Consider the following 20,686-nt stretch of genomic DNA (forward strand, 5'->3'; position numbering starts at 1 on the left):
TGGACGGGTCTCAGGCAGGGGCTGACCGTTCCCAGGTTTCGACCTGACCCTGCCAGTAGGTGAACGTGCCGGTCGGCCTGTCCCATGACACCTCTCCGGAAAAGGGCAGCCAGACGCCGTCGTGGAGCCGGTAGTCGGAAAAGGCGCCCCGCCACGGGGTCGGCACAATGACGCCCTCGACCAGGGCGCCCCGGTCGGGCGCGAAGGCTCCGACGATGCGGCCGTCGCCATCGAGCGTCAGGGTGACCTCGGCGGCCGCTTCGCCCGATCCGGCCGCGACGGCCAGCCGGTCAGGCCCGTCCTCCCGCCAGCGCAGGCCGGTATTACGCAGGATGGCGTCAGGGGCCCAGGCCAGCTCGGCCAAGTATCGCATGAGCTCGCCTTGCGCGAGATCGGGCGACGGCGCGGCGCGCGCCAGGGTGATGAAGCCCAGGGCGCGGACATGTAGATGGCCGATCCCGTCCACGAGCGCGTCGCGCACAGACACGAGACCGCCCGGGCCGGTGCGGGCGATCCAGTCGAACGCGCATCGCTCGAGCGTGATCGTCTGGCGCGAGGTGAAGCCGCTCCACGCTGCCGTCGCCGTCTGTCGCATTCGCCCCCTGTGACGCAGTCGAACCACAGGCCCGCCGCCGGGCCGGGCCCCCAGTCGATGAGCCAGATCGGCGACGGCCGGGATCAGGCGCTGCCAAAGGGGGTGGGCTCGATCCGTCATGCGATCACGGTCGGCAAGGATCTTCGCACCGAATACGGCATCGCCGGCCCATAGCCGAACCGCATGACGAGGTCCGGGCGTCGGCCGGCCAGTCCGACCAGCGACGCCAGCTCGGGCCGCATCGCCGCGACCTCGACCGGCTGGTTGATGTGGGCGATCTTCAGGCCCAGCGCCGTGGCCTGAAGCGCGAACCGCTGGCTGGACCGGCCGACGCGGGTCCAGTGATCCCTGTCCTCGCGTTCGCCGACGAAGACGGCGACGCCGGCGGAGGTGTCGAGCTGGCGGGCATACCGGTCGTTCTCGGCCTTCGGTTTGAACGTGGCGTCGAACATCACCGACCCCAGCCAGGTCGGCAGGGGCGGATTGCCACTCGCCACGCTGAACAGGCCGTCGCCGGTGTCCATGGCTCGTCGGGGATTGAACCGGATCCAGGACTTGAGCTCGCGCACGAACGCCGGGTCCGCCAGCTGCGCCGTGTTTCCCTCGATCACCAGATCGCGCAGCCCGCTGATCCGGTGGCGCTCCGTGATCAGGATGACGTCGACGCCGGGCATCCGCGCGGCGGCGGCGAGTGTTGACAGATCGGCCGCGCTGACAGCCCGTCCGTCGTAGTCGGCCCGGGTCGACTGTCGGACCGGGATGGCCTCGAACAGGGCGGACGCGACCGCCGGTCCCTGGACATGGGAAAAGATCAGCCCGCCCGGACCGGCCGGATCGAAGACGATTTCACCCGGACGCCCCCGTGCCGCCGCCGCCAGGGCGAGCGTCTCGGCGGCCCCGCCGAGGCTGACGTACAGATGGTGATCGTCCGGATCGACGACCGGGGTCCGGCGCGAGACATCGGGCAGGACCTCGATCCGGTCCGCACCGGGACGGAACCGCCAGGGCTGGGTGTTGTGCCCGCTCGGCGCCAGGGTCGCATAGCGCACAAGATCGGCGACTTCGGGTTGGGCGGCCAGGACTGCGCGCAGTCGCGCGGCGCTGGCCTCATAGCCGTCCATGGACCCCATGCGACGCGTGCCGAGCCAGGCGGCGCCTGCACCGCCCACGACGACGGCCGCGCCACCGGCCAGAAGGGCGTGCCGCCTTGTCGAACCCGCAAGGCGGGTCAATGGCTGAGCAGCAGGCAGACCGGAGAGCGAGCCAACAGTCCGTGGGTCACGCCGCCCATCACCCATTCGCGCAACCGGGCGTGGCCGTATCCACCCGCCACGATCAGGCCCGCGCCCTCGTCCTCGGCGAATTCGAGGATCTGGTCGGACCTCGACCGGCCGTCGCCGTTCACGACCCGGGCGCTGGCGGTGATGCCATGTCGGCCCAGAAACGCCACCACGTCCTCAATGCGACGTCTCGCTGCATCGGCCTGCTCGGCCGCACAGACCTCGATGACATGAACGATCGACGAGGCGGTCAGGAGCGGCAAGGCGGAGGAGACCGCACGCTGGGCCTCGCGACAGTCCTTCCAGGCCACGACGGCCGGGGCGCCGATCGGATCTCTCGGGATCCCGGGCGGAACGATGAGCACGGCGCGGCCCGCGGCCATCAGCACGTCTGCGGGGTCAGGCGAACGCGCCGGCGAACGCGCAGGGTCACGGCGCCCGAGGACGGCGATGTCAGAGGCCCGCAGCGCCTGAACGACCAGGTCGGAAGGATAGCCCACCTCGCCGCGCCACTCCGCGTGGTCGACATAGCCGTTGACCTCGTCCCGGAACAGCGCTTCGGCCCGACTGACGTCGGCCTCCGCGATGTCCCGGAACAGTCCCAGCATCTCGCCCAGCATCGCGCCGCCGGCATAGGGATCGACCTGGGGAACGTCCGGCATACTGGCCGCCAGACCGATGACAGAGGTGCCCGAAAGGCCTGCGATCGCGCAGGTCAGGTCGACGCGCGCCCTGGCGTCCGGACCTTCATCGACATAGACCAGGAGGCTGGCGAAGCGCATGTCATCTTATCCCGTTCGCCGCGATCAGACCGGCTTGTCGCGGCCTGCGCCTTGATCAGGATCAATGTTCCTGACGGACGGGAATGAGAGGCTGGCCACCGTTGAGGAGGCCGCCCGTGAGAAATTTCGTCGCCCTTGCCGTGCTGCTCGCACTGACGAGCTGTGCGGCCCCGTCCGTCGGGCCCGCGTCCCTCGCACCCGCAAGACCGGACTCATCGGTCGTCTTCACAGCACCGGACGTCGTCGCGCTGCAGCGGGGAGCGGCCTATGCCGAGGCGAACTGCGGAGGCTGCCATGCCGTGGGCGTGACGGGCGAAAGTCCTATGCCCGCCGCCCCCCGTTTCCGGGAGCTTGGCCTGCGCTACCCTGTCGACGATCTGGCCGAAGCCTTCGCAGAAGGTATCGATACCGCCCACCCGGCCATGCCCGAATTCCTGATGTCGACGCAGGAAAACTCAGATTTGATCGCCTACCTGAATAGCATTCAGACCCATTCAACTCATTGATCCTGAGACCTATCAAGGTTCAAGCTTCACCATTGGCGTCATTGATTTGATCCAGATCACTAAACCGACTCGGTAATCACTGGGTTCTGGCGCACATTGCGGCATGGCCGTTGCCCTGAAGCCTTCGCTTGCGCCGCGACCACCGTCCCGGCCGGGTTGCGCCGAACGGCCGAAAAGCAGCGACTGCAACAGCTGCGGGGCGCGCGCGCTGAGCGTCTGCGGGGCCGCGGACGACCCGGACATTCAACGCCTCGGCGATCTGGCCGAGGTCCTGAACCTGAAGTCCGGCGCCGTCCTCATCCGCGAAGGCGAGCCTGCGCCCCATGTCTTCAACATCGCGGCGGGATCGCTCAGGGTCTACAAGCTGCTGCCCGACGGGCGTCGACAGATCACCGGCTTCCTGTTCGCCGGAGACTTTCTCGGTCTGGCGATCGGCGAGACCTATGTGTTCTCTGCAGAGGCGATGGAGGCCTCCACGGTCTGCCGTTTTCGGAAGGGTCCCTTCCGCGCCCTGGTCGAGAGCTCGCAACCGCTCGAACACATGCTGCTGCACCGAACCTCCCACGAGCTGGCGGCGGCGCAGAACCAGATGCTGCTCCTCGGGCGCAAGACCGCGATCGAACGGATGGCATCCTTCCTGCTCGACCTGCCGGGTCACGATCCCGCCCGCCCGAGCGCGCCCGGCCATGTCCGGCTTCCCATGAAACGGGGCGAGATCGCCGACTACCTGGGTCTGACGATCGAGACGGTCAGCCGCGTCCTGACCCGGATGAAGGTCAAGGGCCTGATCTCGATCCCGTCGCCGAATGAACTCATCGTGGAACGCCCCGAGCGCCTTCGCCAGCACGCCTCGGGCGAGGTCTGAGCGGCCGGCCTTGCGCCAGATCAACGATGACCGGCCCGACGCGAGGTAGGTGTCGATCTCGACGGAGCACCAGCCCATGACCACCCCGGCCCCCTATCCGCCCATTCACGGGGCCGCGGTGGAGACCATCGCGCAATTGCTGGAGCACGAGCGGCTGATGAGCGTCGCCACCCTCCGGGCGGACGGCTGGCCCCAGGTCACCACGGTCGGCTACATCAACGAAGGCCTGAACGTGTATTTCGTCACCGGGCGCGAGAGCCAGAAGCTGGCCAACCTCGAGGCCGATCCCCGTGTCTCGCTCGCCATCCACTCCACCATCGAGGTCGGCGGCGCGGTCGGCGTCTCCATGGCGGCCCGGGCCTCGGAGGTCAGGGACCCGGCCGAGGTCGAACGCCTGAACCGGCTGATGTTCGCGCGCTGGCCCACGGTCAGCGTCTATTGCCCGGCGACCAGCTCGATCGCGATCGTTCGGCTGAAGCCCGAACTGATCTGCGCGATCAGCGCCTCGGCCGGACGCAGCAAGACCGAATGTTTCTCGTTGGGCGACGCTGCAGCCGATGTCGCCGCAGGCCCCGACGCGGTCAGCGCCGAGGCCCGCCTGTTCTGATCAGGACTGCGAGAGACGAACCAGGGCGAAGGTCGCGAGCAAGGCCGCGATCGCCCCGACGACGACGCTGGTGCTGACCGGATAGGCCCGGACCGTCTCGGAAACCTGGGCTCGCGTCGTCGCCGCCGAGGTTTCGGCCTCATCACGCAGGCGATCGGCGGCACGGGAGATGGCCCTGGTCGATCGGGCGATGGCGTCGCTGGCGTCCGAACCGGTCGCGCGGGCCGCCTCCTTCAGATGGTCGGTGGCTTCATCGGCCAGATCGTGCAGGTCGCGGCTCAGGGTCTTGAGGGTGGCGGGGGTCATGGGGAGGCTCCTTTTGGTGACGCGCCATCCAAGCCGATCGGCGGACAGAAATCGGTGATCTGGATCAAGGTCGAAGCGCTGCGACCTCAATAGGGTCCGGTGATGCAGTCCCCCGGGGGTGGACCATCCATGCCGGTGACATCGCTCGCGCCACCTTCCGACATCGCCCTGAACCTCGCGCTGTCGCTCATTTCCGCCTCTGTCGCGCCGGTGCTCCTGCTCGACGGCGACCTGTCGATCGTGGCCGCCAGCCAGAGCTTTCTCGACGCCTTCGATGTGGGGCCGGAGGACATTCCGGGCGCGCGCCTCGCCGACCTCGGCCGAGGCGAATGGCATGTGCCGCGGCTCCTGTCGCTGCTGAAGGCGGCAGCCCGTGGCGAGGCTTCGATCCACGCCCTGGAGGTGGACCTGGACACCGGAGACGGCCAGCGACGCCTGATCCTGAACGTCCAGCGTCTCGCTTACGGCAACGTCGACCAGACCCGACTGCTTCTGTCCATCGAGGACGTCACCGACGCGCGCGCCCGGGAGCAAAAGAAGGACGACCTGATCCGGGACAAGGCGGTTCTGGTCCAGGAAGTCCAGCACCGCACCGCCAACAGCCTGCAGATCATCGCCAGCGTCCTGATGCAGGGCATCCGGAAGGTCAGCTCCGGCGAGAGCCGCACCCATCTTCGGGACGCCCACCAGCGGATCCTGTCGGTCGCCGCCGTCCAGCGCCAGCTCGCCGGGTCAACCCTCGGCGACGTCGACCTCCGCAGCTATTTCACCGACCTGTGCCGCAGCATCGGCGACTCGATGATCCGCGATCACAACCGGATCACCGTGAAGGTGACCGCCGACGACAGCATCGCCTCGTCCGGCAGGTCCGTCAGCCTGGGCCTGATCGTCACCGAACTGGTGATCAATGCGCTCAAGCACGCCTTTCCGGACGACCGGGACGGATGCATCGACGTGGACTACCGGGCTCGGGGCGAGGGCTGGAGCCTGACCGTGCGCGACAACGGCGTCGGCATGCCGCATGATCCCCGTTTCGGCAATCCGGGACTGGGCACGGGCATCCTCCACGCCCTCGTGAATCAACTCGGCGCGGTCATCGACATCTCGGACGCCAGGCCCGGCGTCCGCGTGTCGATCGTCTGCCCGTCTCCATCCCATCAAGGAGTCTGAACAGATGCACCGGGAACGCCATCTCATCGGGCGGGTCGGCTGGCTCAGGGCCGCCGTGCTCGGGGCCAATGACGGCATCGTCTCGACGGCCAGTCTGATCGTCGGGGTCGCGGCAGCCGCGGCCGACCGCAACGGCATCCTCGTCGCCGGGGTCGCCGGCCTGGTCGCCGGGGCCATGTCGATGGCGGCCGGGGAGTATGTCTCCGTCAGTTCCCAGTCCGACGCGGAGAAGGCGGACATCGACCGCGAACGCGGCGAGCTTGCGACATCGCCCGAGGCGGAACTGCGTGAGCTGTCGGGCTTCTACACGGCGCGGGGATTGACGACGGAGCTGGCGGACGAGGTCGCCAGGCAGTTGACCGCGACCGACGCGCTGGCGGCCCACGTTCACGATGAACTGGGTATCTCCGAGATCACGACAGCGCGGCCGATCCAGGCGGCCTTCGCCTCCGCCATGGCCTTCTCGATCGGCGCGGCGGTTCCCCTGGTCGTCGCCATTATCGCCCCCGTCCAGACCCTGATCACGGCGGTCACGGCGGCGGCGGTCGTCAGCCTCGCGCTCCTCGGCGGCATCGGCGCGAAGGCCGGGGGCGCGTCGATGCTGAAGCCTGTGCTCCGGGTCACACTGTGGGGCGTGATCGCCATGGCGATCACTGCGGGTATCGGCAGACTGTTCGGAGCCGTCGTATGACCCGTCCCGATATCGCGCAGGCCCGGCCCACGGCTGATCCCGGCAGGGTCGCGATCATCGGGGCCGGCCACGTCGGGGCGACGGCCGCCTATGCCCTGATGCTCCGGGCCCTGTTCCGGGAGATCGTCCTGATCGACACCGATGAGGCCCTGGCCACAGCCGAGGCTGCGGACATCGCCGACGCCAACGCCCTGGCGCGCCCCACCCGCATCCGGGCCGGCGACTACGCCGACGCCGCCAGTGCGGGTATCGCCGTCATCACCGCCGGGGGCGTCACCCATGGCTCCCAGACCCGACTGTCGGTCGCCGCCGAAAGCGCTGCGATCGTCACGGACTGCGTGGACTCGTTGATGGCCGCCGGCTTTCAGGGTGTCCTCGTGGTTTCGGCCAACCCCGTCGACCTGATGACGCTCGTCGCCCTGCGCCGGTCCGGTCTTCCGCCCGCCCAGGTGATCGGAACCGGCACCCTGCTGGACACGATCCGCCTGAAGCAGACCCTGTCCGAGGCCTTGAAGGTGTCGCCCGCCTCGGTCGAGGCCTTCGTCCTGGGCGAGCATGGCGACAGCGAGGTCGCGGCCTTCTCCACGGTCCGCATCGGCGGCGAGACGCTCGACCAGTTTTGCGCGGGGTCAGGCGGGATCGACCGGGCCGGGATCGGGCGCCAGGTCCGGGACGCCGGCTATGACATCGTCAAGGGCAAGGGATACACCTCCTATGGGGTGGCGACCGCCGTCGTGCGCATCTGCGAGGCCGTCATTCGCGACGAGCGGGCGGTCGTTCCGGTGTCGACCCTGCTGACAGGACAGTACGGCCTCTCCGATCTTTGCCTGAGCCTGCCCTGCGTCCTGGGCGCCGGCGGCGTCGAGCGCGTTCTCACTCCCGACCTCGATCCGGACGAAGCCGCGGGGCTGGCGGCCTCGGGCAGGGTGCTGACGACGGCCTTCGCCTCCCTGTCAGGCGCCGCACCGCGCCGCTGATCGGCCTTTGACCTGTATCAAGGACGGTCCGGCGGATCGCAGGCCCTATCCCGGCCATGGCCATGCATTCCTCAACCACCAGAGCCGTCACATCCGTAGCCCTCCTGCTGCTTGTATCGTGCGGCACGGCCGAGCCGGCGCCCATCGCCGCGCAGGCGACGACCGCGCCGCCCTCCCTGTCCGTCGCGATGGACATGGAGGCCGCAGCGCGGGGCCGGGCGATCATGGTGATCGGATGCGCGAGCTGCCATGCGATCGACCCGACCGGAAACAGCCCTCTTCCGGCCGCGCCTCCGTTTCGTGACGTCGTTCGTCATCGGTCTCTCGACGAGCTGGAGACGGCCTTTGCGACAGGCCTTGTGACCACCCATCCGGCCATGCCGCCCTATGTCTTCAGGGCCAGCGAGATCGACGACCTGATCGCCTATCTGGGAACGCTGGAGTCAGCCCCGGCGAGCGGTGGCCGAGGGCCGGGGCCACGCCCCTCGCCTCAGGGCTGAGGCCCGGCGTCGGGTCCCATGAGGATGGTGACGACCGTCAGGGTCGCCATCACGACGACGGCCCCGACCAGGGCCGTCACGCCGAAGACAGTGTAGGCCAGCGCACCCGCGACGGCACCGGCCAGCAGTCCCGACCACAGCAGAAGGAACGGCACCCATCCGAAGCGGTCCCCGCCGAGGAGCGCGGCCGTCAGCCGCTTGCCCAGCTTGACCAGGGTGCCGGTCATATAGGTCAGGCCGATCCTGACCTCGCCGTCTTCCGCGAAAACCGTGTTTTCGGTGCCCATCGCGAGAACCATCGGGATCGCCACGAAGACGCCGGCGCCGATCCAGTGCAGGACCACGGCCGAGGCCAGCAATCCGGTGACCAGGCCCAGAACCGCCGGACGTCGATGCGTCTTCGCGATCCGGCCCACCACCGTTCCCAGCATCACCCCGACGACGAAGGTCACCAGCAGGGCGGCGGCGAACGCCGTATGGGGCGCCCCCTCCGCCAGCCCGATGCCGAGACGGGTCGAATTCCCGCTCATGAAGGACACGAAGAAGCCGCCGGTCATCAGAAACCCGATCGCGTCGACATATCCCGCCACGCCGGAGAAGCAGGCCGCGAGGACCCGGACGCGACGGTTATGGTGCAGCATGACCGACCCCTTCTGCAGCCGGGAAACGGGCCCTTGTGCCCATCGAGGCTATGACGTCCCCGAGGCCGGCGACAAGATCGGGGCCGAGGGGGCGGCAGGCGAACGGGGCATCGGGATCACCCGGGTCTCGCCCGGCTTCAGCCGGTATCCGGCTCCATAGGCATGGACGGTCATCGCCTCGCCGGCGTCCAGACGGATCGAAAGGGCGCGCCCGACCCGGTCGATCGCGATCGCGAGACGACGCCCGCGCCATTGAAGCGGCGCCCGCAGCCCGGTCCATCTGTCGGGCAGCTGCGGATTCAGGCCGATGCCGTCGTCCCTGAAGGAGACGCCGGCGAACCCCAGGACGGCCATCATCCACAGGCCACCCAGGGCCGCCATATGGACCCCTCCGGCGAGGGCGGCCGTCGTGTCGCCGAGATCGATGGCCGCCGTGCGCCTGAAATAGTCGAGCGCTGTTTCGGTCCGGCCCAGACGCGCGGCCGCCAGCCCGTGCATCGCTGTGCTCAGCGAACTGCCGTGGCTGCATCGGGGGGCGTAGTGGTCGAAGTTCACGGCGTCGGCACCGGCCGGAAAGACCTCGGGCAGCTGGGCCAGAAGCGCGATCACGTCCGCCTGTTTGATGACCTGCGACCGCCGGGTCCGTTCCCGGCCGAGCACGACGTCCATCGGCACCGACCGCCCGGCATAGAGGTCGAGATCGATCGGCTCGAGGCCTGAATAGCCTTCGAACTGCTCGAACAGACCGGCGTCGGGGTCGAGACCGGTCTCGATGGCGGCGGCGACATCGGCCCAGGCTTCGATCTCGCCCGCATCGAACCCGAGGCGCCCGGACAGCTCGGCCCAGGGCTGCGGCCAGCGTTCCGTCATCAGGGCAGCGGCGGCGAGGCCCCGCTCGATGGTCCAGCGCGCCATGACGTTGGTGAAGGCGTTGTCGTCGACCCCGTCGTGATACTCGTCCGGCCCGATCACGCCGCGGATGTGGCGGCGTCCGTCGTCCTCCAGGATCGCCCGACTGGCCCAGAACCGCGCGGTTTCCAGCAGGATTTCGATCCCGGCGTCGCGCATGAAGGCCGCGTCCCCCGTGATCGTCCAGTAGTGCCAGACCGCATAGGCGACATCGGCGCTGATGTGCTGTTCCTGGACCCCGGACAGGATGTCGACGACGCGTCGATCCGGCCCCACGGCATGATCCGGCGTGACCTCCGCCCCTGTGTCGGCCGACTCCCAGGCGTAGAGCGCCCCCCGCCAGCCGAGGCGCTCCGCCTTGGCGCGCGCCCCGTCGAGGGTGTGGAAGCGATACATCAGGAGGGCGCGGGCGGCGACGGGCCAGGTGAGGCTGTAGAAGGGCAGGAGGAAGATCTCCGTGTCCCAGAACACATGACCGGCATAGTCCGGCCCGGTCAGGCCGCGCGCGGCGATCGAGACCGTCTCATCCTCCGGATTGGCCGCCCCGTTCAGGTGGTAGGCCGCGAAACGCAGCGCCCGCTCCGCCTCCGGATCGCCGTCGATCCGGATGTCGCTGGCCGCCCATCGCCCGACCCAGGCCGCTTCATGGTCCTCGAGCACGGCCCGCCAGCCCAGGCGGGTCGTCGTCTCAAGCGCGGCGATCGCGGCCGGACCGGGCGATGGCGCGTCCGGGTCGCCGACCTGAAACGCCACAAGCCGCACGAATTCGGTCACCTGCCCCTCACCGGCCCGCGCCGTCCAGAAGCCGGGGGAAGATCCGGCGGGGGGCACCAGCAGGACGCCGTCGATCCGGACCGCTACGGCCTCGGCCATCGCCAGCCGCCTGTGCGAGCGACGGGTGCGCCAGACCGCGACGTCCGCCTCCTGCCGTTCGGGGAGCAGGGCAGGATCAGGCCAGGCCGCGAGGGTCTGGATGCCGATCTCGCATTCGCCCGTCTCGACGACCACCCTGAGGATCTGCAGTCCCAGTGACCGCTGATGGGCCGACACAAGGCGTAGGGCGCCGACCCGCACGACAGCCCCGTCATGCGAGAGCCGACAACCGCCGGCAAGCAGACCGCGCTTCATGTCCAGGCTGTGAAACGGTTCCCCATCGGCCGCGTCGCGGACCCATGTCCCCTCGCCGAGGGTCAGCCGGACCTGAAGCCAGTCCGGCGCAGGGATCAGGGTCGGGACGGCGTCCGCCCCCTCCCCCGTGTCGAACAACCCCGCCACCAGGGTGCGGGACGCCGTCCCGAACGGATCGCCCTGCGAAGGCGCGCACCCGCCCCGCACGCCGAGGAGACCGTTGCTGAGGGCGAAGCGCGACTGCCGGCTGCTTTCGCGCAGGGCGTCGTCGCCGACGGCGTCCAGCCGCCAGGCCGGATCGGCGATCGGGTCGAACAGGGTCAGGGCGGACCGGGTCATGTGGTGAGCCGCGCGAGGCGACCCTCACCCAGAGCCTTGAGATCGACCTCATCCAGACTGGCGACCACAAGGTCGGCGCCGGCCGCCTTGAGGGACGCGGCCTCGCCGAAACGGGCGACCCCCAACGCCTGCATGCCCCCCGCCTTCGCCGCCCGGATACCGGCGGCGGCGTCCTCCACGACGAAGCAGGCGGACGGCGCAACGCCCAGGGCCTTCGCCGCCGCCAGAAACAGATCCGGCGCCGGCTTGCCATGCGCCATCTCCCGGCCCGAGAGGTCGACGTCGAGGGCGTCCGACAGGACGCCGCCCTCCGGCAACGGAATGGCGCGCATCATCGACGTCGCATTCTTCGAGGACGAGGCCGCCGCCACGCGCATCCCGGCGTCCTTCAGGGTCAGCAGGAACCGCACGGCATCGGGGAAGGCGTGGACCTGGCCGTCCGCGATCAGGGCTTCGAGCCGCCCCTGTTTGCGCACGGCATAGTCCGCCGCACGGACCCCGGCGTCCCGCACGCCGAGACTGCGAAGGGCGGCCACGGCCCCGTCATGCCTGGGCCGGCCGGCGACCTGGCTTCGATAGAGTTCGGGCGTGAACGCCGCCGGATCAGCGAGACCGTCCAGCGCCTCCCGCCACGCCCGCTCGTGCGGTGACGCCAGCAGGACTCCGTCGACGTCAAGAATTGCACCGGCGAGGCATGACGTCATCCCCCACCCTGCACCCCCACGATCCGCAAACCCTTGAGGTGGATCAAGGACGCGCCCCCGAAGGCCCGGCCGGGCCGATCCGTGCGCACTCGACAAGCCGGCGGCAAATCCTGCCCGCCGCATCAACCGCGAGCGAGCACACAACGGCCACCGGAAAGACGCTTCCGGGATGCCCGTCGTATGTGATGGAAGAAATGGCGCGCCCGGAACGATTCGAACGTCCGACCCTCAGATTCGTAGGATTTGGCTCTTGGGGGCCGACGCCCGCCACCACTGGATTTGAGGGGAATGGGCTGGGTCGCGGCGGGGCGTTTGAGGGCGCGGGCGGGCGGCAAAGGCTCACGCGGGGCCATGGTCCCTTCGGCGCGCCAGCGGGCCTCTAGGTAGGCGATGGCGTCGCGGCCCGCCGCCTTGTCCTGGCGGGCCAGCTCGTCGAGCATGATGCACAGTTCGCGGAACGCCCGCTGACCGGCGGGGCCGCCGTCCTTGCGGTTGCGGCTGGTGCGCCAGGCGATGGCCAGCTGGACCAGGCCGCCCCGACCGCGCGCGCTGTTCCGCTGGTGGAAAGACGCCTTGTGCGCGGGGGTGCAAAAGGTCTGATCCAGTCGCTCGGTTGCGAAGCGCTGGGCGCACTCTGGACAGGTTCGAAGGAGCTTGCGGGTCATCGGCGCGGATCGCCCTCGTTTGCCGCTGGCGGCAGTTTATCGGAGTCCGTGTCACACGGATCAATCGTCAGGCCCGCGAGATGGATTGGAGCGCCCGCGCGGCCCGCTCGCCAGTCCACCATTTGGCGGAACGCCGTGGGCCATGGGAGCGTCGTGTGGTCGATGAAGCGACGGGGCTCAACGCCGAGCATCACCTCGGGGTCATCGTCCAGCGTGACCCAGCCGGTCTTACCCCGGCCGAAATTGTGGCCCGGATCCGGCATGAAGCCGAGGATACGGACAACGTCGCCGAAGCGATTGAAGACGTGAACGGTGCAGCCGTCCGGAAAGGCCGGGCTCGATCGCGGGACCCAGAACCTCACAGCCCACCCTTCTGCGTCTTGAGCCATTCGTTCATGCGGTCCGCGCCGCCATCGGCGATCTCGGGGCCGATCTCGCCATAGCTTTCGTCCCAGAGATCCAGCACGCGGCGACGCGACTGCAGCGAGCGGGCGCAGGTCTCGTCGATCGACAGCCCGGCCCGCCGGCAGAAGGTGATCGCGGTGTCCCGCAGATCCTGATCCGTGGCGTCGGCGACGCTGGGGACACTCTTCGCGGCCAGGGCGCGGACGTCGGCGAAGGTATGGCGGAAGTGGCTGGCGTTCCACGGCGCGCCCGTGGTCTCGCACCACAGGACATGGGTCGGGTGGGCGTCCATCTTCTGCTGGCGCGCGCGGATCTCGGCGATGCGGGTCAGGCCGATCGACAGGAAGGGCGTCCCGCCGATCCGGCCCGTCTTGGCGCGGCCGAGGCGTTCGGCCTTGGGGCCGTCGGTGAGGACGCTGCGGGTCAAGGCACGGGTGCGTCCGTTCTCGTCCGTGGTGACCCGGTTCCACGTCAGGGCCAGGCGGTCGGCCTGGGACCATGACAGGTCCAGACCGAGGATGACGGCGTCGGCGATCGACGGCCGGTCCATCGCCTCGGCCGCCGCGATCAGGGCGTGGATCTCGGCCCAGTTCAGGACGCGGATCCGGCCCGACGGCTTGGAACGATCGACCTCGGCGGCCCAGTTCTGGATCCGGCGCGTCTTGTGGGCGCGACACCAGTTCAGCCAGACGCCCGTGACGACGAGGGTTCCGACGGCCATGTTCGGCCCGGCCTTCTTACGCAGGACCGAATAGATCTCTCGCAGGGGGTCGTTGACGCCGTCGTCGTCCTCGTCCGCCTGCAGGGCGAAGATGCTTTCGGAGCGGGTCTCGGCGACGGCGCGGTGATAGGCGAGCCGTTCGGCCTCGGTCGCGTCGGATCCGGGCGGATCGACATAGCCCGCCATGACGTCGAGCAGGCGTTTCATCTTGGAGCGGTATTCGCGCTGGGTGCTTTCGCGCAGCTCGGCAAACTTGTCGGACGGGGGCTTGAGAACGATCGTCTTCTGCCCGCCCTTGAACGGGGCCGTGACCCCGCACCACGCATCCATCAGCGCGCCGATCGACAGCCGGTCCTCGGCGCGGCGGATGGTCGGGCTGTCGCCGCAGGCCCCGGCCGGGGCATAGGCCGCGTGCGCCATCGGCACGGATCGGCCCTCGCGCCACTGGCCGACGGCGTCGTTGATCAGGGCGGCCTGGTCGATCGCGGCGCCCTGGGACAGATATTCGCCCTCGGCGTCCTTGAGGTCAAAGCGTTTCCAGCCCGCGTCGCGCAGGCCCTGTGACGGGATCCACGCGGGGCGGCCGTTCCGGAACTGGAAATAGGCGGGAAGATCGCCGTGGCGGCGATAGGCGGTCTTTGACGGGGCGGGGCGCTTGGCCAACGGATAGCCCTCCGAGGCGGTTGAGGCTTAAGCCTGCGACCCGGCGGACTCCGGGTCAACGGTGTTTCAGAGCGCGAGCAGGCCCGCGATATTGGGGTAGTCGGACAAGGACGTCCGGCTGTCGCGCCAGTCGGCGTCGGCCTCTTCGACCCCTTCGGGGATCTCTTCGTAGGTCCCGGCATAGCCGCCGGCCGCGACGTCGGCGGCCTGGACGATGGTCGCCAGGACGCGGAAGCCCGAGGCCTCCAAGGCCGTGTCGGCCATGCCCGTGATCTGGCCGACGGAGAGGGTCAGGCCCTGGGCTGCGGCCGCGCTGTGCAGGGTCGAGATCAGGACGTCACGGGTGGCGAGGAAGGCTTCGTCGGGGGTCATCAGCTTTCCCCGAATGTCCAGTCCTGCATGAGGCGCGCGACCTCATCACGGACTGCGGCCTGGCCTGGTTCGTTCTTGACCCTGATCTCGGCGAGATGGGATGCTGGAATGAACCGGTTGATCGCGTCTTCGAGAAGTTCGCGGGCGCGGGCTGGGTGACCGACCAAGGCGTTGGCCTCGCATTTCCACACGCCGAAGCGGGACAGGTAGTCCTGCACATAGGGCTTGTAGTGATCGGGGTGGCTAGGATCGGACAGGTCTTTGCCGCCGCCCGTCTCAAGGTTTGCGATCTGCATCAAGCCGAAGTCGTAGACCTGCTGTTCGGTCAGGCCGATGTTGATCACATCGAACTCAGGTTCGTCCCAGTCCAATCCCTTGATGTTGGCGCAGGACATGATCGTGCGGTGCAGACCCTCGACGATGTGCAACCCCTTGGGGTCGTGGTCACCGATCGCCAACAGAATGCAGCGCCGACCCGCTTCGGTGTGTTCTCGGAACCTCTTAAGCATCGCCAGACGGGTGTGAATGTCCGTGTCACCCTTTCCGTTGGTGATCCGTACGTTGTAGCGGTCGGCGGTAGAGCGGAAGATCTGCACAAGGTCCTTCTTCTCGACGATCCCCTCCACGTAGTAGTCGAGGTCGTCCCAAAAGCCGGTCTCGTGATAGGTCCGCGCCCAATCACGCAGCCGCTGGCCGATTTCATCGACGGCGTACTGCGCGAGTTCTTCAGGCGTTTCATCGCTGGCCTCGAAATCGTAGACCATGGTCGCCATTCGCGACGCGTCCGGCTCGATCACGTCGGGATCAAGCTCACCGTCTTTGCGCATGTCCGTGAGAAGTTTCTCGAAGCGATCGAATTCACCCTTGGTGATCAGCCCGAGACCCTCGGCGTAGTATGCCCAGCCGCGAGGCCCGAACTTGTACCCCGTCTCGGCTGACATCCGCTCGATGGCGACGCCGAGTTGCTGGCGCGCCGCGCGGCGCAGATGGAGAGGGCCGCTTGCGGGCGGCATTTCGAAGACATGGCTCACGCCTCCTCCTCCGCAGGGATCCAGCCGACCAGCTCGCGGGCGATGACGCCGCGCGAGACCTTGCCCCGGCCGTCCTCGCGGGCGAACTCCGCGCGCCACAGGGCGTCGTAGTCGTCGTGACCCAGGGTGCGCGCGATGGCGTCGCGGCTGGCCTCGGCCGTCGCAGAGGCGTTCTCGGCATTCAGGAAGCGCTGGAAGATGACCTGACCGGCGTCGAAGCGGTCGGCGATGGCGGGATAGGACGGGTCCAGCAGGCGGCGGATCCCGGCCTTGTCCATGTGGATGACGGCGCGGGCGACACATTCGAACGTCTTGGTCTCGCCGCCGACCCGGATCCTCATGGTCTCGCCGACGCGGACGTGGCGCGGCGAGGTCGCCTTGCGCGGAAGCTGCAGGGCGAAGGTCTGGTTGCCGTTGGCGACCGCGCAGTATCGCGAAGAGGGGAGCTGATAGCTGGGCATGGTCAGGCCTCCGTTTCTTCGGCTTGGCGAAGGTCGCACTTCGGCACGAATATACCCGCCTGATAGGCGAGGGTGGGATCGCGGCCGTCGCGCTCGATGTGGTGGTTGATGCCCTGGACGTCGTGGGCGAGGGTGAAGTCCGTCGCGGCCTCCAGCTTTTCCAGATCCAGCGGCGCGCCGTTGAGATGCCAGGCCGTCAGGTCCATGCGCAGTTCGAGGCGCAGCTCGCTCGGTCCCATCTTGCCGATGAGGGCGAGGTAGCGATCGACGATGCTGTCGATCAGGGTGGCGTCGGTCGAGGTCGTCTCGAAATCGACGACGAAGGGACCGGCGAACTTGCAGTCGCAAGGGCCGGCGGCCTCGGCCGGCATGTTGTGCGTCGCGCAGTCGCTCGCGTGGGTGGCGGGGGTGTCGGTCATGCGTGGTTCTCCAGACGCTTGAGGATGCGGGACCGTCCGGCGGCAGCGCGACCGCGACGGACGGGAGGGGGGGCGGCGACCGGATGGTCGTCGTTGGCGATGTCGGCGGAGTGCGCCTGCGACAGGATCGCCGCGCGGCGGGCCTCGGCGCTGGCTTCGCGCCAAGCGTCGAGGCGGGCGGGCTCCCAGCGATAGGGCGGCCCGGCGAAGGGGGCCGGGAAGGCCAAGGTGAGCACGAGGCGGGGCCAGACCTTGCGGAATCGATCCCACGACAGGCCCGCGACTTTGGCCGCCGCGTGCATGTCGGCGGCCGGGGTCATGCCGCCTCGCCTTCTGGGGCGCTATCGCTCACGGCGCGGCCGTTCGCTGCTTGAGCGCCGGTCCTCATCCCCGCGAACAGGGCCACGGCGTGTTCGGCCTGATGCTGGGCGTCGGCCAGTGCGTCGTGGTGAAGGCCGGTGCGCGGGACCGTGATCTCAGGCCGCAGGTTCTTGAGGGTCCTGAAACAGCGGCTGTTCCAGAACATCCACGGCTGTTTTATCCCGACCAGGTTGTAGGTGTGGGCGAGGATGGCGTTGTCGAAGTCCGCGCCGTTGCCCCACATGCAGACCTTGCCCGCCTGCGCCTTGACGAAGGCGGCGAAGGCCTCAAGCGCCGGGATCAGACCGACCGGGCTTTCCAGCGCCCGACGAAGGACGGCCCTCGCCTCGGGCGACTGACGCTTCCACCAGGCGAGGGTTTCCAGATCTTCGACCAGGCCGTGGGCGATGCAGTCGTCCCGGTTGATGATCGTGTGGAACTGCTGGCCGAAGCGGCCCGCGACGGGGTCGAAGGCGACCGCGCCGATCGACAGGATGACGCAGCCCGGCCGCTGGCCGAGGGTTTCCAGATCGACCATGACGTCGGGCATGGGGACAGAGCCGGTCAATGGACCGCCCCCGCAGGACGGGCGCCGACCAGATTGTCGGGGTTCAGCGCAGCCATGGCCGCCTGCATGCGGGCGACCCGGCTCTGGCACTGGTCGCAGCCGGCGCAGTCATCGGTGCGCGACGCCTGGATCTCGGCGATGCGCGAGAGGATCTGATGCGCCGCGCATTCCATCATGGCGATCGAGGTCTCTGCCCCGATCCCGATCCATGTGCGGAACTGGTCGCCCTGATCCTCGTAGCCGATCAGCACGAACTCGCCATCGAGACGAACGGCGGCCACGTCCATGACCTGGGACATCGGCTTCTTCATGCCCCACCGCCGGTCTGGATCGCGCGGGCGATGAAGTAGCCCGCCGTGGCGATGATGAGGACGAGGGTGACCCGCTTGCCGGTCTGGCCGTGGGGCGGCGGGGCGGGCCCGTCATCATGCTCGCCCGTGCAGGCGGGGCTGACGATGGAGACAATCTGTCCGGCGTCCTGACGTTCCAGCCGACGACCCAGTTCGACCCCCCGCTTGAAGGCGCTGTTGATCAAGTCCTCGGCGATGGGATCCGGCGTGTAGGGAAAGAACCCCGGCTCGCCGTCGCGCTCTTCCAGCAGCTGGTGGCCGACGTCCTCGGCCATGGCCTGCATGCGGGCAACCTCGTCGGTCGTGCGGATGCAGCTGGTCGGGACGCGGGCTTCCTTGCCGCCGGGAAACGCGACGAGGGTCGTGGGTTCCGTCCGCTCAAGTCGTGGGCTCATAGTCAACCTCCTCACAGTCCGTGTCACACGGCATGTGGGGAAAAAGGCATGATTGGTTGCGCCAGTCAACCAGACCTCACGATTTCCTCACGATATTTCGATGGTGGTCGGTCGTGGCGGTCGGCGCGAAAGTCGGCCAGCAAACGGGGAGACGGCCTTGCGAGACTTGAAATGGTTGGCCACGCCCGCCGCTGTCGTCCTCTCGACGGCCGTGCTGGCGACGATCCTGCTGACCCGGCCCGCGCCCGTCGCCGAACTGGTCGAGGATCCAGCGCAAGCGGAAGCGATGGCCGATCTGACCAAGGCGGTCGAGGGCATGGCGACCGATGTCGCCAAGGTGCACGAAGAGACCGCTCGCAACCGGTGCGAGCTGCACCGGCTGAATGCTCAGATCGGCGATATGTCCGGCCGCGCCTACCTCGGCACGAACGGCTGCTGATCAGTCGCCTCTGAGGCCGATCGCGTAAATGCCCCGGACGTCCTGCAGCGGAATCGGATCCAGCTCGCGTTCTTCGGGGTAGATCTCCGACACGATCAGCGTGTCGCCCTCGTAGCGTTGAAACAGCTTGAGCAGGTAGGAGCCGTCGTTCAGCTCCACCACGCAACCCTCGCCCCGCTTGGGCGGAACCCTCAAGTCGTAGGTGACGAGCCCGCCGGGCTTGGCATAGGGCCACATCGACATGCCGTCGTTCCGCAGCACCCGACTGGTCGGCTTGAAGAAGGCGGAGAAGTCGATGATGTCCGCCTCCCCGTCGTTGAACTGCTGCCTGGGCGCGCCGCCATAGGCGATCCCGCCGACGGGAATTTCAAAGCTGCGTTGGCGCTCGGCGAAGCCGGCTGCAGTAGGGCGGATATCGGTTGAAGCTGTTCTGGCCATGATCAGAGCATGTTCTTCGACCGTTGCGCCAATCGCGGACGTAACCCGGCCGAGCATCCCGAGATCCATGCCCCGGCGCCCGACTTCGTAGTTCTGCCAGGTCTGGGTGCCGATTCCGGCGATCGAGGCGGCCTTCTCCTGAGAGAGCCCCGCGCGTTTGCGCAGGATCTTCAGCGCCGCCCCGGCGCGTGCGCGCTCTGCAGCCTCATAGCCGGATGTGTCCACCATGCGATGGGTGGGCCACCGTTCGTATGTAAGCGCCACCATCGACATTAACACGATGTAAACCAAAGAACCCTCACGAGGTCCACACATTCCTCACGAAATACGGTTGACCGGCACAACCAAATCACCCTCCATCTGCCGGTCGGACCGACTCACCTGGACCCGACACCGTGACCCTTCCCGAATACCGGCCCCGCCCCGAGCTGGATCATTGGATCCGCGATCACGGGCTGGACTATGCCCAAGCGGCCAAGCTGTTCGAGACCTCGGCCGAGTTCGTGCGGCTGATGTGCCTGCCCTTTGACGACCCGGCGCGGAAGAAGCCGGGCCGTCGCCTGATGGCCGTCATTGTTCGAGTGACCGAAGGCAAGGTGAAGCCCGGCGACTTCTACCCGGCCGTGGCCGACATTCTGGCGGGAGCGCCAGCATGACCGGCGCAGCTCTTGACACGATCACGCTGGATATCCCCGACGAACATGAACTGCTCGTCGAGCGGGATCTGTCGCACAACGATCTGCGCGCCCTGGAAGTGATCGACGTCCATGCTCGCGGTCTCGCCGACGTCTGGGTTGATCAGCGCGTGATCACCGACGTCGCACAGTCGAAGGGTTGGGCGCGGCCTGTTTTGACGCTGGCGTCGCTCGAAAATCGCGGGCTCGTCAGCAGTCACTATCCGCCTCCCGGAGGCCGCCCGCATGCGCGATCCACGCCGAAGAGCGGGACGCTTTGGCGGATGACCCACGAAGGCATGCTCGAACACGCCGCCCAACGCGGGAGGCTTTTCCGATGAAAGGCCAGATCGTCAACCTGAACCGCGAACGGTGGCTGGCCCTGGCCGATCTGGCCATGCGGCCGGGCGTGGATGCGGCCGAGCCCGCCGATGTGCTGGGCCGCATGGCCGGGGCAATGCAGTCGGCGACGCCGTCGTCGAGCGAGCCCTATGCGATGGCGACGTGCCTGGCCTTCCGCTGGGGGTGTCAGGCCTTCGCCTTCGCCGCGCCGCTGGATCGACAGGATCTGGTCGCGGCCCTGCAAGCGCTGGCCAAGGCCGTGCGCAACCTGTTCGTCAGCAACGACCCCGGACCCGCCGCCGTGTCCATGCCGGCTCCGGGCGAAACCTTTGACGCTGACGAAGTCCATGCCTGGCAACGGCGCGCGGATCTGGCGGGCTGAC

Annotated in this window: 30 protein-coding genes; 11 read left to right on the forward strand and 19 right to left on the reverse strand. The window is 68.4% G+C overall.

From position 1 onward, the window contains the following. Positions 1–10: 10 nt before the first annotated feature. The 3 genes from Q0044_RS06990 to Q0044_RS07000 are packed head-to-tail and all read right to left on the reverse strand — an operon-like array spanning position 11 to position 2,657. Positions 11–715, reverse strand: a complete 705-nt coding sequence (locus Q0044_RS06990) for a DUF6544 family protein (protein ID WP_298161054.1) — start codon at positions 713–715, stop codon at positions 11–13. After that, entirely contained in the window at positions 712–1,827 is a 1,116-nt protein-coding gene (locus Q0044_RS06995; protein ID WP_298161056.1) for an Acg family FMN-binding oxidoreductase, read from the reverse strand. Before Q0044_RS06995 ends, Q0044_RS06990 begins: the two co-directional genes overlap by 4 nt. After that, complete coding sequence (locus tag Q0044_RS07000; protein WP_298161058.1) at positions 1,824–2,657, reverse strand: universal stress protein; 834 nt, start codon at positions 2,655–2,657, stop codon at positions 1,824–1,826. The genes Q0044_RS06995 and Q0044_RS07000 overlap by 4 nt, the downstream gene beginning before the upstream one ends. A 116-nt stretch (positions 2,658–2,773) precedes the next feature. Here Q0044_RS07000 and Q0044_RS07005 point away from each other — a divergent pair, with 116 nt between their 5' ends. The 3 genes from Q0044_RS07005 (at position 2,774) to Q0044_RS07015 (ending at position 4,635) form a co-directional block, all read left to right on the forward strand. Next, a complete protein-coding gene (locus Q0044_RS07005) occupies positions 2,774–3,163 on the forward strand; it encodes a c-type cytochrome (RefSeq protein WP_298161060.1) in 390 nt (129 codons plus the stop codon). A 103-nt stretch (positions 3,164–3,266) separates the two neighbouring features. Further along, a complete protein-coding gene (locus tag Q0044_RS07010) occupies positions 3,267–4,028 on the forward strand; it encodes a cyclic nucleotide-binding domain-containing protein (protein WP_298161061.1) in 762 nt (253 codons plus the stop codon). Between the two features lie 76 nt (positions 4,029–4,104). Continuing rightward, on the forward strand, positions 4,105–4,635 hold the full coding sequence (locus Q0044_RS07015; RefSeq protein ID WP_298161063.1) for a pyridoxamine 5'-phosphate oxidase family protein: 531 nt from the start codon (positions 4,105–4,107) through the stop codon (positions 4,633–4,635). On the opposite strand, the gene Q0044_RS07020 is transcribed toward Q0044_RS07015, so the two are convergent. Then, positions 4,636–4,941, reverse strand: a complete 306-nt coding sequence (locus Q0044_RS07020) for a hypothetical protein (RefSeq protein WP_298161064.1) — start codon at positions 4,939–4,941, stop codon at positions 4,636–4,638. Positions 4,942–5,070: 129 nt separating this feature from the next. On the opposite strand from Q0044_RS07020, the gene Q0044_RS07025 reads away from it, so the two are divergent. The 4 genes from Q0044_RS07025 (at position 5,071) to Q0044_RS07040 (ending at position 8,279) form a co-directional block, all read left to right on the forward strand. Then, entirely contained in the window at positions 5,071–6,111 is a 1,041-nt protein-coding gene (locus Q0044_RS07025; protein ID WP_298161065.1) for a sensor histidine kinase, read from the forward strand. A gap of 4 nt (positions 6,112–6,115) precedes the next feature. After that, positions 6,116–6,802: a VIT1/CCC1 transporter family protein gene (locus tag Q0044_RS07030; RefSeq protein WP_298161067.1), complete on the forward strand. Its 687-nt coding sequence runs from the start codon at positions 6,116–6,118 to the stop codon at positions 6,800–6,802. Then, positions 6,799–7,779, forward strand: a complete 981-nt coding sequence (locus tag Q0044_RS07035; protein WP_298161069.1) for an L-lactate dehydrogenase — start codon at positions 6,799–6,801, stop codon at positions 7,777–7,779. The genes Q0044_RS07030 and Q0044_RS07035 overlap by 4 nt, the downstream gene beginning before the upstream one ends. A 62-nt stretch (positions 7,780–7,841) precedes the next feature. Continuing rightward, a complete protein-coding gene (locus Q0044_RS07040) occupies positions 7,842–8,279 on the forward strand; it encodes a c-type cytochrome (RefSeq protein WP_298161071.1) in 438 nt (145 codons plus the stop codon). On the opposite strand, the gene Q0044_RS07045 is transcribed toward Q0044_RS07040, so the two are convergent. The 14 genes from Q0044_RS07045 to Q0044_RS07110 all read right to left on the reverse strand — a co-directional run bounded on the left by Q0044_RS07045 (position 8,270) and on the right by Q0044_RS07110 (position 18,410). Next, on the reverse strand, positions 8,270–8,920 hold the full coding sequence (locus tag Q0044_RS07045) for a YoaK family protein (RefSeq protein WP_298161074.1): 651 nt from the start codon (positions 8,918–8,920) through the stop codon (positions 8,270–8,272). The genes Q0044_RS07040 and Q0044_RS07045 overlap by 10 nt on opposite strands. A 48-nt stretch (positions 8,921–8,968) precedes the next feature. Next, the gene (locus Q0044_RS07050; RefSeq protein WP_298161076.1) at positions 8,969–11,296 is read right to left on the reverse strand and encodes a glycoside hydrolase family 65 protein; all 2,328 of its coding nucleotides are present in this window, start codon (positions 11,294–11,296) and stop codon (positions 8,969–8,971) included. Beyond that, positions 11,293–12,000, reverse strand: coding sequence for an HAD family hydrolase (locus tag Q0044_RS07055; protein WP_298161078.1), 708 nt, complete (start codon positions 11,998–12,000; stop codon positions 11,293–11,295). The genes Q0044_RS07050 and Q0044_RS07055 overlap by 4 nt, the downstream gene beginning before the upstream one ends. 122 nt (positions 12,001–12,122) lie before the next feature. After that, positions 12,123–12,665 (reverse strand): hypothetical protein, encoded by a 543-nt coding sequence (locus Q0044_RS07060; protein WP_298161080.1) that lies wholly within the window; start codon positions 12,663–12,665, stop codon positions 12,123–12,125. Further along, positions 12,662–13,027 carry a hypothetical protein gene (locus Q0044_RS07065; RefSeq protein WP_298161082.1) on the reverse strand — a complete coding sequence of 122 codons (366 nt, stop codon included), beginning with the start codon at positions 13,025–13,027 and terminating at the stop codon, positions 12,662–12,664. The genes Q0044_RS07060 and Q0044_RS07065 overlap by 4 nt, the downstream gene beginning before the upstream one ends. Continuing rightward, a complete protein-coding gene (locus Q0044_RS07070; RefSeq protein WP_298161084.1) occupies positions 13,024–14,454 on the reverse strand; it encodes a site-specific integrase in 1,431 nt (476 codons plus the stop codon). The genes Q0044_RS07065 and Q0044_RS07070 overlap by 4 nt, the downstream gene beginning before the upstream one ends. Before the next feature lie 66 nt (positions 14,455–14,520). Then, positions 14,521–14,826: a hypothetical protein gene (locus Q0044_RS07075; protein ID WP_298161085.1), complete on the reverse strand. Its 306-nt coding sequence runs from the start codon at positions 14,824–14,826 to the stop codon at positions 14,521–14,523. Then, entirely contained in the window at positions 14,826–15,857 is a 1,032-nt protein-coding gene (locus Q0044_RS07080) for a hypothetical protein (protein WP_298161087.1), read from the reverse strand. Before Q0044_RS07080 ends, Q0044_RS07075 begins: the two co-directional genes overlap by 1 nt. Then, positions 15,854–16,318, reverse strand: coding sequence for a hypothetical protein (locus Q0044_RS07085; protein ID WP_298161088.1), 465 nt, complete (start codon positions 16,316–16,318; stop codon positions 15,854–15,856). The genes Q0044_RS07080 and Q0044_RS07085 overlap by 4 nt, the downstream gene beginning before the upstream one ends. 2 nt (positions 16,319–16,320) lie before the next feature. After that, a complete protein-coding gene (locus Q0044_RS07090) occupies positions 16,321–16,737 on the reverse strand; it encodes a DUF6874 family protein (RefSeq protein ID WP_298161090.1) in 417 nt (138 codons plus the stop codon). Then, positions 16,734–17,057, reverse strand: a complete 324-nt coding sequence (locus Q0044_RS07095) for a hypothetical protein (protein WP_298161091.1) — start codon at positions 17,055–17,057, stop codon at positions 16,734–16,736. Before Q0044_RS07095 ends, Q0044_RS07090 begins: the two co-directional genes overlap by 4 nt. Then, positions 17,054–17,665 carry a 3'-5' exonuclease gene (locus tag Q0044_RS07100; protein WP_298161093.1) on the reverse strand — a complete coding sequence of 204 codons (612 nt, stop codon included), beginning with the start codon at positions 17,663–17,665 and terminating at the stop codon, positions 17,054–17,056. The genes Q0044_RS07095 and Q0044_RS07100 overlap by 4 nt, the downstream gene beginning before the upstream one ends. After that, positions 17,662–17,976, reverse strand: coding sequence for a hypothetical protein (locus Q0044_RS07105; RefSeq protein ID WP_298161094.1), 315 nt, complete (start codon positions 17,974–17,976; stop codon positions 17,662–17,664). Before Q0044_RS07105 ends, Q0044_RS07100 begins: the two co-directional genes overlap by 4 nt. After that, positions 17,973–18,410, reverse strand: a complete 438-nt coding sequence (locus Q0044_RS07110) for a hypothetical protein (protein ID WP_298161095.1) — start codon at positions 18,408–18,410, stop codon at positions 17,973–17,975. Before Q0044_RS07110 ends, Q0044_RS07105 begins: the two co-directional genes overlap by 4 nt. Positions 18,411–18,567: 157 nt before the next feature. Here Q0044_RS07110 and Q0044_RS07115 point away from each other — a divergent pair, with 157 nt between their 5' ends. Next, complete coding sequence (locus Q0044_RS07115) at positions 18,568–18,849, forward strand: hypothetical protein (RefSeq protein ID WP_298161097.1); 282 nt, start codon at positions 18,568–18,570, stop codon at positions 18,847–18,849. Here the strand turns inward: Q0044_RS07115 and Q0044_RS07120 are convergent, their stop codons facing one another. Next, positions 18,850–19,515 carry a helix-turn-helix domain-containing protein gene (locus Q0044_RS07120; RefSeq protein ID WP_298161099.1) on the reverse strand — a complete coding sequence of 222 codons (666 nt, stop codon included), beginning with the start codon at positions 19,513–19,515 and terminating at the stop codon, positions 18,850–18,852. A 167-nt stretch (positions 19,516–19,682) separates the two neighbouring features. Between Q0044_RS07120 and Q0044_RS07125 the strand changes: the two genes are divergently transcribed. From Q0044_RS07125 to Q0044_RS07135, 3 genes are read left to right on the forward strand one after another with little or no spacing between them, the layout of a single operon-like run. Beyond that, positions 19,683–19,943: a hypothetical protein gene (locus Q0044_RS07125; protein WP_298161101.1), complete on the forward strand. Its 261-nt coding sequence runs from the start codon at positions 19,683–19,685 to the stop codon at positions 19,941–19,943. Next, a complete protein-coding gene (locus tag Q0044_RS07130) occupies positions 19,940–20,302 on the forward strand; it encodes a hypothetical protein (protein ID WP_298161103.1) in 363 nt (120 codons plus the stop codon). The genes Q0044_RS07125 and Q0044_RS07130 overlap by 4 nt, the downstream gene beginning before the upstream one ends. Next, complete coding sequence (locus tag Q0044_RS07135) at positions 20,299–20,685, forward strand: hypothetical protein (RefSeq protein WP_298161105.1); 387 nt, start codon at positions 20,299–20,301, stop codon at positions 20,683–20,685. The genes Q0044_RS07130 and Q0044_RS07135 overlap by 4 nt, the downstream gene beginning before the upstream one ends. The last annotated feature ends 1 nt before the right edge of the window (position 20,686 follow it).

Source organism: Brevundimonas sp., assembly GCF_027484365.1.
Taxonomy (GTDB): domain Bacteria; phylum Pseudomonadota; class Alphaproteobacteria; order Caulobacterales; family Caulobacteraceae; genus Brevundimonas.